Origin of the sequence: Stenotrophomonas sp. As-7, assembly GCF_030291015.1 — a bacterium.
Classification (GTDB): Bacteria; Pseudomonadota; Gammaproteobacteria; order Xanthomonadales; family Xanthomonadaceae; genus Stenotrophomonas; species Stenotrophomonas lactitubi.
Window position 1 is genome coordinate 2,929,719 of record NZ_CP127405.1, and the last position, 14,253, is coordinate 2,943,971.

Sequence of the window (14,253 nt, forward strand, 5' to 3'; positions counted from 1 at the left end):
ATCATACCCTTTCGCCACTCAGCCCTCGCCAGCGTGGTCCTCCAGCAGCAGCGGCGGCTTGCCGCGCTTGGCCCGGAAATAGTTGGTCAGGCGGTTGCCCGCCTCCTTGGCCAGCACGCCGGCATGGACCTCGACCCGGTGATTGTGGCGGGCATCACCGACCAGATCGAACACGCTGCCACAGGCGCCGGTCTTCGGATCGCTGGCGCCGTAGACCAGGCGCGCCACACGGGCATGCACGATCGCCATCGCGCACATCGCGCACGGCTCCAGGGTGACATACAGCGTGCTGCCGATCAGGCGGTGATTGGCCAGCAACCGCCCGCCCTCGCGCATGGCCACGATCTCGGCATGCGCGCTGGGATCATGCGAGGCAATGTTGAGGTTCCAGCCCTCGCCCAGCAGTTGACCGTCTGCGCCCACCAGCACCGCACCGACCGGGATCTCGTCGAACTCACGCTGTGCGCGTTCGGCCAATGCCAACGCGTGACGCATCCAGTGCTCGTCGGCGTCGTGCACGGGCACGGCCAGGGTGTCGGTCATGGCGGTTCTCGAATTCGAACAGTTCAGAGCGACCGCAGTGTAACGCAGGCCTCTGTGACCACGTCGACAGCGCCTCGCAGGCCGCCTCCAAACGGCCTCTTCCCTCCAGTTCCGGCCGCTATACTTGTTTGCACTTGCGAAGCACCTTGGACATGCCCATGACCACCCTGCGCCCTTCCCGCGCTACCGATGGCGACGCTCTCGTCGACCTCTGGCGCCGGGCCGTCGACGCCACCCATGACTTCCTCAGTGCCGAAGACCGCCAGGCCATCGACGCCGAAGTCGCCGGCTTCCTGCCGCACGCCTCGCTGGTCGTGGCGGTCGACGACCAGGACTGGCCGCAGGGTTTCATGCTGATCGACGGCTCGCACATGGAAGCGTTGTTCATCGATCCCGACGTGCGCGGAACCGGCATCGGCCGCCAGTTGCTGCTGCATGCGGTGGCCCGGCACCCGCAACTGACCACCGACGTCAATGCGCAGAATGCACAGGCTGTGGGCTTCTATCAGCGCATGGGTTTCACTGAAACCGGCCGCTCGCTGGTGGATTCGCAGGGTCGTCCGTATCCCCTCATTCACCTTCGCCATCAAGGCTGACCGACGCCCGGAGCGCCGGCCATTCCCCGATCAACCGACCGCGTCGAACGCCGGCGAGTAGCGCACCTCGCCCTGCGCCATCGGCGGCTGCAGGCACAGGGCCTGGAAATACGCCGCCGGCACGCCGGGTAGGACCAGACCCGGCACGGCACGGAAGCCGAAGCGCCCGTAGTAGGCCGGCTCGCCCAACAGCACGCAGCCCCGCGCGCCCTTCCTGCGCAGAGCCTCGATCGCGGCCCGCATCAATGCCGTGCCCACGCCGCGCCCCTGCTGCTGCGGCAGCACCGAAATCGGCCCTAGCCCGAACCAGCCCTGGCTGCCGTCCTGCACGCTGACCGGGGACAGCGCGACATGACCCACCAGAAGGCCTGCATCCTCTGCCACCAGCGACATGCTCAGCTCGCCACGCTCACGCAATGCATCCACGATGTGGTGTTCGGTATGGCTGCTGTGGACAGCATCGCGGAACGCCATTTCGGTGAGCTTGTGAATGGCGACATGGTCGTCGATGGATTCTGGGCGGATTGCAAGGTTCATGGCAGGCACTTTGTCAGGGTAAGGAAGGTGTGAATTCATGATTCAAGTCACAAATTGATAGTGAGAGCCGATCGCGACATTGAAACGCCTTGGCGCTATCGAATCGCCTGTGCCGCAGTCGATTCACTGGCATCACCCTTCGCCGAATGCGTCAATAAATCGACACCCTTGTCCAGAGACGGCTGGCGCCAGCTTTCCCGGGCACTCCATAATCGCCGGACCTGTCACCAGGGAAGGATGCATGGACATGGATGTACCACGCCGTATCACGCCAAAGGGAGCGCATGAACGTCGAATCGCTCCTGATGCATGTCCCCCGCGCATCGAAGAGATTGCCGGATATGGCGCAAGCGGCGAGGAAGACCCGACGCGCTACCGGGTAGATCTGCGTGACGCGTTACTCTCAACCATGATCACTGCGCAGAATCTCGCGCGGAGAGTGGCCTGCTCCATGTATCCCTCTATGCCCCAGGGAGGCCGACATTGCGCCCCAAGATGCTTCCGTGCCTTGCTCTGCTTCTATTGACCGCCTGCAACCCGGAGTCCGCCATGAACCAGGAACGTGCCGCTGCCGAAGCCGATGTCGCCCAGGGCGGGCGTGGCCTCGCCAAGCTCAACCCCAGCCCGCGCAAGGCCTATGAACTGGTGCTGCGCCTGAAGGATGCCCCCGGCGATTTCGCGGTGGTCGAGGGCGTCGCGCAGTACGACGTCATCAACGAAGACCAGTGCGGTCACATCGAGCCCGCCACAGGCACCGCAGCGCGCATCACCAGCCAGGAACCGGTGCAGCTGCGCAAGGTTGCCGATGGCGAGTATCGCGGCACGTTGTATGTGGACCGTATGCTGGATGAGGACTACTACGGCCGCGGCGTCTGCAGATGGGAATTCAGCGGAGCCGGTGCCATGCTGAAAGCAACCGGCGCCGAAGACGAAACTCGCTTCCTGACCTTCGTCGATGCCAAGCCGCTGACCGACGGCAGCGCGCATACGCTCTACTATCCGGATCTGGTCTATCCGCGGGCAGATCGCGTTCCCAATTTCCCGGCCAGTGGTGAGCCTGATCGCAGCGGCTATGCCGCCGACCTGCAGGACAAGCTGTTCACGATCAGCCTTTCTGCGAGTGAGGTGGCACCGTGACCATCACCTCCCAGGACTACGCTGCGTTATCCGATGACGCCTACAAGGACCGCGCCGTCGGCCGACGTGCACCCGGCCAGGAAGAAAAGGTCACACTCAACGGCCATGAGTACAGAATACTCGAGCATGTCGACAACCGGCTCAACGGCTATCAGGGCACCGTCTATCAGCGCGTAGACAGCAAAGAGATCGTCATTGCCCATCGTGGCACGGAGGATATTGCCCGCGATGCGATCCTGACCGATGGCGGCATGGTGGTAGCGCGCACCAATGTGCAGGCACCTGACGCGATCGCATTGACCCAGAGAACGCTTGAATCTGCCGCACTCCAGTCCCGCTTGAATGGTGGACATACTCCCCAGGTCACCGTCACCGGCCATTCCCTCGGCGGCGCCCTTGCCCAGATCACTTCGCACCACTTCAACGTCAAGGGTGAGACCTTCAACGCCTATGGTGCGGTCAGCCTCAGCTACCGCATCCCCGAAGGCGGCAACACCATGATCAACCACGTCATGGCGTCCGATCCGGTCAGCGCTGCTTCGCCCCACTTCGGCCAGGTGCGCATCTACGCCAACCCGGATGAGATCAAGAGGTTGTCAGCGGCTGGCTTCAGCAACCACCCGCTGCGCGACCTGATCCCGGATCGTCCAATCCTTGCAGCAGGCAGCTCGTTCGGCGCGCACAAGCTGGGCAACTTCCTCGGCGACGGCTCGGTCCTGAAGCATCCGGATACGCAGCAGCTGGCGAAAGACAACGCCAAGATGATCGAGGAGTACCGCGACGACGTGGAATCCCTTCGCAGTGGCGTTACCCGCGCAGCGCGCGGCATTCCCGGCGGCGCCATCGATCTGTACGACCACATCCGTGGCCCGCTGCAGCCCGGTGAGCCGGCACGCCGCGAAGCGGAGAAGAACGGCCATCACACCAGCATGCTGCGCATGGACGATGCCAACCATCTGGGCAACCCGCTGTTCAACGACGCGATCCGTGGCGTGCATACCCAGGATGTGCGGGCCGGGCGCGTGCCGGACGTGATGAGCACGCAGCTGGCCGGCAGCCTGGCCGCCGAAATGCACGCCGCGGGCGGCAAGCGCATCGACGACGTGGTGATGAACGCCGATGCCTCGCGCAGCTTCGCGGTGCAGGGCCAGGGCGGTGACCCTGCCCATCTGCGTGTATCGGTGGACACGGCCGTTGCGATGAACACGCCGCTGGAGCAGAGCAGCCAGCGCATCGAGCAGCAATCTGCCGGTCAGGCCCTGGCGCGCGAGCAGCAGCTGGAACAGACCCAGGCGACCCAGCGCAGCCTGCACGCCTGAGACGATTGCTGGAATGAAAACGGGAGCCGGCACCGCCGGCTCCCGTCGTATCTGCGGTCGATCAGGGGCTGGAAACTGCCGAGTTCACCGTCGACCCTGCCAGCACGTACGCATCTGGGCCCGAGTCCGGGAAACCGCCGCAGGGCTTGTCGCCCGGCGCCACCGGATCGCACGGCCACTGCGCGCGCGTCACGGTATCGCGCAGCTCGAAGCTCGTACCGTTCCAGACCACGAAGGCCAGGTGCTCACGGTTCCAGTCGCTGAAGCTGTGCGGACCGGTCTTCTGCGGCGATTCCGGGTACTGCACGAACCAGCGCATGGCCGGCCCGTACTGCAACTTGCTGTGGTCGAGGCTGATCTTGCCTTCGCGGGTGCGGTGACGGGCACGATCGGCCTCGGCGATCGACGGTGCCGCCGGCATTACCTTCGCAGTGATGTCCTGCGGCACGCCGTCGCCGCCAACCAGGTAAACGCGCTGGCGGACGTAGGCCTGCCCGCAATCGCCGGCCGCAAGGCGGACTGGCTCTGCGGCGTTCTCGTTTGGCAGCGCGCCGTCGGCACAGTCGAATGGGGCCGAGACCAGGTAGGTGGTCGTGGACGAATCGGCGCCTTCAAACGAGCGCATCCAGATGTCGCCCAAGCGGGCGATGAAGTCTGGACGCTGGCCCATGCCTGCCACGGCCTTGAACCACGCCTTCTGGCGCACTTCACGCTCGCGCCAGCTGCGCGGCAGGTGGATGTCCTGCTCGGGCAACGCAACCAACAGCGCCGCCAGATGCGGCGGCAACGTGCCCTGGCAGGCACCGATCATCAGATCGCCCTGCGGTGCCAGGCGACCGGCCAGATCGACCGGGCAGCGCGCACCGAGCTGGCGCTCGGCGGCCTGGTCTGGTGCGAGCGGGATGATGGGTGGCACGACGGGGGCCGGGGCGGACGGCGGGACTGGTGCCGGCGGCACCTGTGCGGTGGCGGCAACCGGGGCCGGCACCTGCGCCGGAGCCGGCGGCGGAGCTGCGACAGGAGCCGTTGCGACAGGCGCAGCATTGGTGGGGGCAACGTCGGCCGCGGGTACTGCCGGTGTTGCAGGTGCTGACGGTGCTGCCGCGGCAGGTTCAGCGGCGACGGCTTCCGGAGCGACGCCCGTCGCCGGTTCCGGCTGCGGTGCGGGTTCGGGTGCGGACGGCATGGACGGCACAGGTGCAGCAACCACGGCAGGCACCGGCTCAGGCGCTGCGACGGGAGCGGGTGCAGCTACGGCAACAGCTGCGGTGTCAGCGGGCGTCTGCGCGTCCGCTGCGGCCACTACCGGTGCTGGCACCGCCTCCTCGACGGCGGGAGCCGCCGGGGCGTCCGGTGCATGCTGTGCGTGGGCCATGGCGGCAGCCAGTCCCAGCGGCAGCAACCACAATGCTGAAGCGCGACCACGCTGGGCCACGTTGGAACGCAGGAAAGTGTTTCGCATGTTGTGTCCTTACAAAGAGATCCATATAGGCACCCGAAGGTGCTCGGTGTCGTGCGATGGGCCCGCCGGTCTCCGACCTGCAGGCGGTGCCCAGATTACAGCGATCGCGGGCGGTTCTGCTCCTGCTCGCGGGTAGCTGAAGCGGTCTGTTCCTGGCGGGAAGAGGCTTCGGCCGCCAACTGCTGGCTGCTCTGCTCGAGCGGCAACTGGGCGGCGGCCTCACGCTCGACCATCGAGCGCTGCATCGCCGGGTCCCCCATGACGCCCTGCACTGCAAACAGCGCCCTGCCGTCGGTACCGGCCACCACGTGATCGATACGGCTCATCCCTGCCCTTTGTGCGCTCAACGCCAAGGCCCCGGCCGCATTGTCCAGTTCCTGCTGGCTGCGCATGCCACTCTGCGGCCCCATCTGCTGCAGATGACCCCGTGCGTCGGTGAACAACCGGTTGCCGGCATGGGCCGGATCGGACATATCGCGCGCGCGCTCAGGCAACTGTGCAGGTTCGCCCACTTCGCCGCGGGCAAGCCGGTCCATCACGTCGGGGGTCAGCTTCTGCTGCCACGCTTCAAAACGCTTGAGCCGGTCCTCCACCCCATTGATGGCGCCGTTGATGGCGTAGGTCGCCTCACGCACGTCCTCGCGCGCGTGTTCCGGCACACGGTTCTGCCATTGCCACACCGCGATGCGCCCTGCGTGTTCCGGCTGCGATGCCAGCTCGGGATGGTTGACCAGATCCAGATCCAGCGCTGCGCCGGCGCGCTCGTAGCTTTCCTTGCCGGTCAGCGGCAGATAACCGCGCCCGTGGTACTTCAGCGCATCACCGGGCGCGTCGTTGCCCATCCGGCCGCCATACATCAGCTCGGCCAGATCCTCCGGACGCCCTCGCAGGGCTTCCTGGCGCGCGGACTCCAGCGCCTCGGTGCCATTGCGCCACGCCGCTTCGACCGGGATCTGCGAGATGCCCCGGGTATAGTTGAAGCTCTCGTTGAGCCGGCTCAGGCCGCGCGACTCGTGCCCTGCCTGCGCCATGAAATTGGCCAGTTCAAGGGGGGAGTCGATGCCGGCTTTGGTCGCCTGCCGCAGCAGTTGCGACTCTCTATCGGTCGACACAGTGCAACTCCTGGATGTTCATCAGCGCGGATTCCTTTCCGCCGGTTGGAGCTTGGCTCATGGAAGCGACACCTCGGCGACACTGGACGGGTCGAAGTCCTCGAACCGCACCCTGCCCAGTTCCGCCACCGAGAAATCCCGGATGTTGGTCGCTTCGGTCTCGATATCCACGACCTTGCGTCTCACCCCATCCACCCAGCACGCCTTGTCCGCCGATGCATAGCGGAACCGGTACGTGCTGCTCCAGCGCTCGCGGCTGCCGCCGTTGGTGATCACGCTGAAGGTGTCTTCCTCAACCATTGCATACGCAAAAGGGTCGCCCGCCAGGCCACCGCGGGTGGAACACGGCACCAGCTTGTCGTTGCGCGCGGCCAGCTGCCAGCGCCCGCGCCCGTCACCGCGCAGCAACAGCAGCACCCGGTTCGGTCCGTGCTGGCCGGGCACCAGCCCTTCCGGCGTCGGCTGATCGATGACCAGCAACTGGTACTCGATGCCATCGCCGTTGAGCTCGCCCCTGACGGCTTCCAGCAGGTTCGCACCGGATGGAACAAATGCCAGGGCATCGTCCATGTGTGCGCCAAACCTGTCTTCCATCCCCTCCCACTCCTTCAATGTCGTCTTGCCGATGCCCGCCTCCCTGGCCGGTCGGAACGCGGTGTCCCGGCTCGCCCGCGCCTGCGCAGATGCGGATCATAGCCCCGCGCACGGCGTGGCCGCGATAGTGGCAAGCGTCACCCGTCGGACGGGCGGAGAGAGTCCTCATTGGACGGAAAAGCTCCTGCAATCGGTGGCGCCGAAGCGTCATTTTTCTGACACCAGAAGAGCTTAGCGCGAGGAGGTCTATTGCGTCGAAGAGCGCAAGCTTGAAAGAGCGCTACCAGTCACAAAACGCGGGTCTGCATCCACGAAGCAAGAAGGCCGCGGACGGCCCTGCGCCCCGTGGCATGCGGCGTCACATGCAATTGTTGAACACCAGAGGACAGGCTTTCGCGTCGGCGTCGATACATGCTCCCACTGCCTTTTCCTCCGCTTCTGGCAGCGTCTTGGCCACACCAGAATAAGTCTGCACACTGTCCCCCCCTCTACTGCGGGCACGGACCACTGCGGCGCACTGGCCGAGCGTGAACGCAGCCACCACTTTGCAGTCACCTGCCCTGCACTGGCTGACTGCGGTGTCACGTGCATCACGCTCGTTCAACCCCATATGGATCGCGTAGGCCTTGGGCGCACTGCCTGCAGCGATCGCGCTCCAAGACTGGGCCATGTTGGCCACCATGCGGCCATCCTTTGCGGTTCCCGTGGACGCGCCTCGCTTGTCGAGTGGCTTTGCGATGAACTCCGTGGCCCCAGGAAACGGCTGAAACTTCGGATCCGCAACCTTGCCCAGAACGTTCAGTGAAACGCGTTGAATGAAGCGCTCGGCCGCCTTGTAGCCGTACTTCCAGCCAGTGCAGAAAGCCTGCTCTGGCGGACTCTTGCAATCGCCACCACCCACCGCGGCACAAGCGCTGCCGGCTCCGGCCGCAGCCTCCTGCTTGCTGGCGCCATGGCCCAGGTACATTCCGCCGTGCTCGCTATACGCCGGGGCCACGCACGTGTTGGCAAAGGTGACAATCGGATAGCAGACGCCCTTGCACTGCTTCATGGCGTTGGTCAGTGCATCGTCGCTTGTCTCATCGTTCAGATGAACGTACCACGACCCATCTTCAGTGTTGACCGCCAGCGACCCCCACCAGTCGCGCTTGGCGTCCTTCCTCAGCTGCGCGTTGCGGGCTGCAGCGATGTTCCGCGCAATCTGGTCGGCGATATAGTCTTCTTCGGTGTACACATAGCTGCTGGCTTGCTGGCTCTGCTGCCACTGCACGTAATTGTTGACGTTCTGCGCGTGCTGCTGCATCTGCGCCTGACGACCATTCTGCGCCATCGCCGGCAACACGGCAGCCGTGAGCAGGACAGCAGACGACCAGCGCAAGCAACGGTCAGAAGCAGTATTCACTTTGCACCCCGCACTTCTCCGCACCCGAAGCCTGGCAACGATCCATCGCCTTGCGGCTCAGTTCGCCGGCTTTCACCGTGCGGCCATCACCTGCTTCCACGAAAGTGGCTCGGACATTGGGCCGGGAGTCTGCGTCGCTGGCGATCACCATGCAGTGGTGACGGATCGGGAATGTAATAAGATCTTCGCATCCGCCCCATTTCTTGCCGCAGTCGCGTCGCGCCATCAGTTTGGCCTCGACCTCCGAACCACCTACCGCGGTTACGACCTGCTGCTTGGCATCGCTCACCGCCATGCCGATATACATTTCCCTGCCTTCGGGAATCTGTGCGGTCATGGTTCCGGGAGGCGGCAACCCCTCCAGGCCAGAATTCTGCTGCGCGATCGCCCCGCCGCTTACGAGCAGCACGGCTGCCAGCCCACATCCCACGTGCTTCATGCGCTTCTGCATGTCCATTCTCCATTCATCGCCAGATCGGGCGCAGATCTTGCGCCACCAAGACGATTACAATAAAGCTCGAAACAGAACTGTAGTATCGGAACTTTCCTACAGTGAATCAGAGGGGGGGGAGAAGCCAAGCGCAAAAGGGGCTGAGCCCTGCTTGCTGCCCAGAAACCCAGCAGCTCGCTTATGCGGATGTGCAGATGCCCCCCTCGGAGCCAGCAACATTATTGAGGATCGTTGCCTCGTCCGGAATCGCATCCAACGCGCTAAACCAGACTAAGAGTCCCATTAACGCAATCTTTTCCAACCTTCTTTTCATCCCAGACGCTCAACGCATACCAATACTGCCGAAGAGGAATGCCCGGCATTGCGCCCGTCTCGCAGAGCGATGGCCCTCGCGGCCCGAGCAAGGATAACGTGGGAGATGTGAGCCAGCAGTGCCTTCCAGGACGCTGCCCGTTCAATTCCGGCAAGAATGATCTCGCGACGGGCTGCGAGCGAAACGGCTCTTTCTGGAACCTCAGTACTTTTTAAACAAAGGCGCCGTGCAGTCGCTATAGACTGCTTCGCAGGCACACGGTTTATCGTTCTCACAAATTCCTTGAGCCAGGCTCTCGGCGCGCTCCAAAGTCTGCCCACTGCACACTTTGCCATGGCATCGCGCTCAGCAGCCTTCTTCGAAAGCTGGCCGGTTGGAACACCCGCGTCTGACGTAGTCGGGGGTGCAGCGACGCCGCCCCAGGTTCTTATCTATTCACCCAAAGGTCTCGGGGGCGGCGACGGGCTCTGCTGCGAAACTCCGCCCCTGCACCTGGAATCGGGGCGCAGCCTTACACACCCTGCCCCCCGATAGCATACATGCCCGGGGGACATCCACCGCTACACTCCGTTTTTTCTACTGCCCGAGGCCTGACCGAATTTGCCCCTTTGCCCGCAGCCCGCTGCGTCAAGCATTCCTGTCAGAAACTCTCGAATCGGGGCTCACTACAGTCAGAATAGACAACCTCACACTGCAAGCCTCCCTCTTTAGTACAGGAATTCATTGCGGTGTCGGACGCGCTCTGTACGGTTGGACCACCTGCAAACGATGAACCGGTGTTGGATGCTTTGGGGGTGGCTATTGCGGCGCATTGATTCTCGTAGGCAAGCATGACCTTGCAGTCATCGCCCCCCCAAGTTGCGCACTGGGCAAGCGCCACCTTCTCGGCTTCTCTTTTTGAGTCCTTCCCCTTCGAAACCCCGGTATCTCCACCTCGCCCGATGGCCATGGCTCCCCACGTCTTATGCCATCGCCCAGTTGGTCGCGGGGGAGGTGCGGGCAACTGTTGAGAGCTCGCTCCACTAGCGCCAGGGATTGGCGCGCAACCCTGCACCCCTTGCCCACCGATGGGGTACATGCCAGGCGGACAGCCACCTTCAGCGACAGCGTGGAATGGCCATACAGAAACAAGAACCATCCCCCCCATGCAAAGGGCTTGTATACCTTTCGAGCTCATACTATTCCGCCTTCTCAATCCGAAGATGCTGCACCACGCTTACCAGTCTGGGGAACTACCATGCCCGAAGTGTCTTGGCCGGCAATACGGCTGGTGCCCTGGGTACCGTGCGAGACAGGGGTTCCCTGAGTTGCCGTAGGCATCGGCGGCGTGAAACCACCGCCACCACCACCACCCTGCGAGCCCGGCGGCTGACCCTGCGGGCCAGGCGAAGCAGCCCCGGCACTACCGCCTATCTGCGAATATGCCATGAAGGTACCCAAGGCACCCTAGAACAACATCGCGGCCATCCGGGCGCAGTAGAATCTGCGTGGTCATGAATTCATGCCCCGTACCGCAGCGTTATGCAGTATGCCCTCGGTCGGATTGGACACGGCCGCGCACTCAACCCGGGCACGGGCCACGACTAAGCAGCCATGCGCGCTACCACCTTCATCGCAGCACGAGTCATTACCACCTGAATTTTTGTTCAGATCATAATGCAGGCACTATCAAAAAAGTAACTTCAAAATATCGGCCTTATCATTCGTTGTTCAAGCATCATCAATCTTACTCGACAAAATTCAGTGGCGATCAAATACGGGTTTCGTACAATCCGCATACACTTCTTCACAGGCTCCCTGCCGATCGTTCTTGCACAACGATCGTGCGGTCTCTAGTGCAGCCTCGGGCGTGGGCCCCGCTCCTATACCAGACTGTCCTCCCCCAGAACGACCACTTGGAATTGCCCATGAGACGCACTGATTGAAATACGTCATGTTTATCGAGCAATCACGAGCTCCGCTCATGCTGCACTTAGACAGGGCCTCTTTCTCAGCGGAGCGCTTGGATCTCAACCCAGTTGAAACACCGGCGTCGGAAGTCGCCTTTGAGACGGCGATCGCACCCCAGGTTTTCACCCATTCTCCAAGCGGGCGTGCTGGTGCTGGCGTGGACGGACTCGTGGAGGCTCCAGCGGCACCAGGAATCGGCGCGCACCCCTGAACGCCCTGCCCGCCAATTGGATACATGCCGGGAGGACAATTTCCTTCTGCGAGAGCGGAGTGGACACCTCCAACCAGCCCAAAGGCAACGAGAAATATTGCTCCTGTCAGACTCCACTTCATTGCCATAGCCCCTTAACAAGAACCGGTCCCAGCACTACCGCCTATCTGCGAATATGCCATGAAGGTGCCCAACGTACCCTGGAAGAACATCGCGGCCATTGGGGGCGCAGTCAAAATCAGCGTCGTGAGGATCAACCCCATGCCGACCTGCTGCAGCGCCATGCTGCTCATGCCTTCGGTCAGGTTGGTGCTTGGCAGCGCGCCCAAGGCGGCAGCACCACAGAACGAGGCGGCAACGCGAGCAACCATTTGCATGGTAATACCCGTCATGGCTGCCAGCACAGCCATCGAGAACATGGTGCCAATGCCATAGAACAACCGGCGCTGGAACAAAGACTTGGCCTGTTCAGACAGCAGGCACAGAATGAACAGGGACCGAAGCCAATGAACATGGCCATCGCGACCTGGTACAGCAGCAACATGGCACCGGCAGTGACCTCAGGGGCACCTGCACCCAGGCCGATGAACTAAATCGCACGCGTCTTCGCGCTCTCCCGGCTGACGTCGCCGGCCACGTCCAGCACTCTCACCAACATCAGCGCCAACTGCATGTAGCCCAGATTGCGGTCGAACAGCTCTTCGGCCCTGTCATCCTTGCCAGTCTCCACCTCAGGCCATCTCTTCCTGAGCGTCCTCGGCGAGGGCACTTCCAGACTCTCGGTCGAATGGCCAGCTCAACCAACGTCAAACCATGGCATTTCGACTAGAGATCCTCGTCACTTCCGAACGAGTGGATATACCCTCGCAAGGACCAGACCCACACCGCAACTAAAGATCGGCTAGTACTTCTTAAAGATCTGCTCCGTGCAGTTCTCGTGAATCACAGTGCATGCCCCTGGCTGATCATTCTGACAGATTCCCTGCGCCATTTCCCCCGCGCGCTCGAGCGTTGGGCCGGTACCAATTCCAGACCTGCCGTTCCCTGTGCGGCCGCTGGGCACTACCCAAGACATACATTGATTAAAGTAGGTAACGCTTACCTTGCAGTCTCGTGCTCCGCTACCTGCACACTTTGCCATGGCATCGCGCTCAGCAGCCTTCTTCGAAAGCTGGCCGGTTGAAACACCGGCGTCTGACGTAGTCGGGGATACAGCGACGCCGCCCCAGGTTCGTATCCATTCACCCAAAGGTCTTGGGGGCGGCGACGGGCTCTGCTGCGAAACTCCGCCCCCTGCACCTGGAATCGGGGCGCAACCTTGCACACCCTGGCCCCCGATAGGATACGAGCCGGGGGGACAGCCGCCTTCCGCGTAGGCGACATGCGCCCCCAAGAAAGCGAATCCAAGAGTGCAAAGGCGTATGGACCGCAAACTAATCATAAGAAACCCTCTTCAAATCTCGAGCGGCACGGTCAATCAAGAGCCATTGGGTACAGCATTGCCTCTTTGGCCAGGAGAGGCGGGCGCAGCATCGTTGATCTTTGGCATGGCAACCTGCGCGGTAGCACTATCGGCCCTGTTCACCGAATGCTGCGGAGGCATGTACGCACCACCACCACCACCACCACCGTGCGAGCCCGGCGGCTGACCCTGCGGGCCAGGCGAAGCCGACCCAGCACTACCGCCTATCTGCGAATATGCCATGAAGGTACCCAGCGTACCCTGGAAGAACATCGCGGCCATTGGGGGCGCAGTCAGAATCAGCGTCGTGAGGATCAACCCCATGCCGCCCTGCTGCAGCGCCATGCTGCTCATGCCTTCGGTCAGGTTGGTACTCAACAGCGCGCCCAACGCGGACGCACCCCAGAACGAAGCAGCGACGCGGGCGACCATTTCCATGGCAATACCGGTCATTGCTGCCAGCACCGCCATCGAGAACATGGTACCGATTCCATAGAACAACCAGCGCTGGAACAGCGATTTGGTCTGCTCGAACAGCAGGCACAGGATGAACAGTGGGCCAAAGCCGATGAACATGGCCATCGCGACCTGGTACAGCAGCAACATGGCACCGGCAGTGACTGCAGGACCGCCCGTGCCCAGACCGATGAACCACATCGCACGCGTCTTCGCGCTGTCCAGGGTGACGTCGCCCGCCACATCCAGCACGCTTACCGATGTCAGCGCCAGCTGCATGTAGCCAAGGTTGCGATCGATCAGCTCTTCGGCCGTGTCATCCTTGCCGGTCACCACATAGGTGATCTCGTCCTGGACGTCCTGGGTCAGGAAGGACTGCAGATCCTTGCCGAACATCGCCATCGACGTGGCAACGGTGACGATGAGCGCCGCGCGCGCCATGTTCGTGGCCAGCGCTGCCATCGAATCGCGGCTGCGCCCGGTCACGATGCGGAAGCCCTGGATCAGCACCCACAGCGTCATCAGCACCAAGGCGATCGAGCCCACCCAGGTCATCATGCGACCGAGCACGCCTTCGCCGAAGTTGGCGATCTCCTCTCGCAGGTACTCCAGGATCAGCTTGAAGAACACAAAATCGCCCACTGAGGCGAACAGCGTTCCGTGCAGCAGATCCCCGATCACCATGCCCTGCATCATTCCCTGACTCAT

At 62.9% G+C, this 14,253-nt stretch carries 16 protein-coding genes; 3 read left to right on the top strand and 13 right to left on the bottom strand.

Annotated elements, in window-relative coordinates; genetic code table 11:
* Nucleotides 1-18 precede the first annotated feature (18 nt).
* Nucleotides 19-543, bottom strand: coding sequence for a tRNA adenosine(34) deaminase TadA (tadA, locus tag QP457_RS13480; RefSeq protein ID WP_180167401.1), 525 nt, complete (start codon nucleotides 541-543; stop codon nucleotides 19-21).
* Nucleotides 544-701: 158 nt separating this feature from the next.
* Between tadA and QP457_RS13485 the strand changes: the two genes are divergently transcribed.
* Nucleotides 702-1,139 carry an acetyltransferase gene (locus QP457_RS13485; protein WP_205405864.1) on the top strand — a complete coding sequence of 146 codons (438 nt, stop codon included), beginning with the start codon at nucleotides 702-704 and terminating at the stop codon, nucleotides 1,137-1,139.
* Between the two features lie 30 nt (nucleotides 1,140-1,169).
* Here QP457_RS13485 and QP457_RS13490 read toward each other — a convergent pair whose 3' ends face one another.
* On the bottom strand, nucleotides 1,170-1,676 hold the full coding sequence (locus QP457_RS13490) for an N-acetyltransferase (RefSeq protein WP_205405866.1): 507 nt from the start codon (nucleotides 1,674-1,676) through the stop codon (nucleotides 1,170-1,172).
* Nucleotides 1,677-2,159: 483 nt separating this feature from the next.
* On the opposite strand from QP457_RS13490, the gene QP457_RS13495 reads away from it, so the two are divergent.
* Both QP457_RS13495 and QP457_RS13500 read left to right on the top strand, forming a co-directional pair.
* The gene (locus QP457_RS13495) at nucleotides 2,160-2,813 is read left to right on the top strand and encodes a hypothetical protein (RefSeq protein WP_132824819.1); all 654 of its coding nucleotides are present in this window, start codon (nucleotides 2,160-2,162) and stop codon (nucleotides 2,811-2,813) included.
* The gene (locus tag QP457_RS13500; protein WP_205405868.1) at nucleotides 2,810-4,132 is read left to right on the top strand and encodes an XVIPCD domain-containing protein; all 1,323 of its coding nucleotides are present in this window, start codon (nucleotides 2,810-2,812) and stop codon (nucleotides 4,130-4,132) included. The genes QP457_RS13495 and QP457_RS13500 overlap by 4 nt, the downstream gene beginning before the upstream one ends.
* A gap of 61 nt (nucleotides 4,133-4,193) precedes the next feature.
* Here the strand turns inward: QP457_RS13500 and QP457_RS13505 are convergent, their stop codons facing one another.
* From QP457_RS13505 to QP457_RS13550, 11 genes are all read right to left on the bottom strand, one after another.
* Nucleotides 4,194-5,594, bottom strand: a complete 1,401-nt coding sequence (locus QP457_RS13505) for a hypothetical protein (RefSeq protein ID WP_286040605.1) — start codon at nucleotides 5,592-5,594, stop codon at nucleotides 4,194-4,196.
* Nucleotides 5,595-5,689: 95 nt separating this feature from the next.
* A complete protein-coding gene (locus QP457_RS13510) occupies nucleotides 5,690-6,706 on the bottom strand; it encodes an XVIPCD domain-containing protein (protein ID WP_205405870.1) in 1,017 nt (338 codons plus the stop codon).
* Between the two features lie 57 nt (nucleotides 6,707-6,763).
* Nucleotides 6,764-7,300 carry a hypothetical protein gene (locus tag QP457_RS13515; RefSeq protein ID WP_089236016.1) on the bottom strand — a complete coding sequence of 179 codons (537 nt, stop codon included), beginning with the start codon at nucleotides 7,298-7,300 and terminating at the stop codon, nucleotides 6,764-6,766.
* Between the two features lie 358 nt (nucleotides 7,301-7,658).
* Nucleotides 7,659-8,702, bottom strand: a complete 1,044-nt coding sequence (locus QP457_RS13520; protein ID WP_205405872.1) for a DUF4189 domain-containing protein — start codon at nucleotides 8,700-8,702, stop codon at nucleotides 7,659-7,661.
* On the bottom strand, nucleotides 8,686-9,153 hold the full coding sequence (locus QP457_RS13525; protein ID WP_205405873.1) for a DUF4189 domain-containing protein: 468 nt from the start codon (nucleotides 9,151-9,153) through the stop codon (nucleotides 8,686-8,688). The genes QP457_RS13520 and QP457_RS13525 overlap by 17 nt, the downstream gene beginning before the upstream one ends.
* Nucleotides 9,154-10,106: 953 nt before the next feature.
* Nucleotides 10,107-10,643 (bottom strand): DUF4189 domain-containing protein, encoded by a 537-nt coding sequence (locus tag QP457_RS21590; protein ID WP_338126713.1) that lies wholly within the window; start codon nucleotides 10,641-10,643, stop codon nucleotides 10,107-10,109.
* A gap of 563 nt (nucleotides 10,644-11,206) precedes the next feature.
* A complete protein-coding gene (locus QP457_RS13535) occupies nucleotides 11,207-11,755 on the bottom strand; it encodes a DUF4189 domain-containing protein (RefSeq protein WP_338126714.1) in 549 nt (182 codons plus the stop codon).
* Nucleotides 11,756-11,761: 6 nt separating this feature from the next.
* Complete coding sequence (locus tag QP457_RS21595) at nucleotides 11,762-12,082, bottom strand: hypothetical protein (RefSeq protein WP_338126715.1); 321 nt, start codon at nucleotides 12,080-12,082, stop codon at nucleotides 11,762-11,764.
* A gap of 134 nt (nucleotides 12,083-12,216) precedes the next feature.
* Nucleotides 12,217-12,357 (bottom strand): hypothetical protein, encoded by a 141-nt coding sequence (locus QP457_RS21600; RefSeq protein WP_338126716.1) that lies wholly within the window; start codon nucleotides 12,355-12,357, stop codon nucleotides 12,217-12,219.
* A gap of 171 nt (nucleotides 12,358-12,528) precedes the next feature.
* On the bottom strand, nucleotides 12,529-13,068 hold the full coding sequence (locus QP457_RS13545) for a DUF4189 domain-containing protein (RefSeq protein WP_205405875.1): 540 nt from the start codon (nucleotides 13,066-13,068) through the stop codon (nucleotides 12,529-12,531).
* 36 nt (nucleotides 13,069-13,104) lie between these two features.
* Nucleotides 13,105-14,241, bottom strand: coding sequence for a type IV secretion system protein (locus tag QP457_RS13550; protein WP_205405996.1), 1,137 nt, complete (start codon nucleotides 14,239-14,241; stop codon nucleotides 13,105-13,107).
* Between the last annotated feature and the right edge of the window lie 12 nt (nucleotides 14,242-14,253).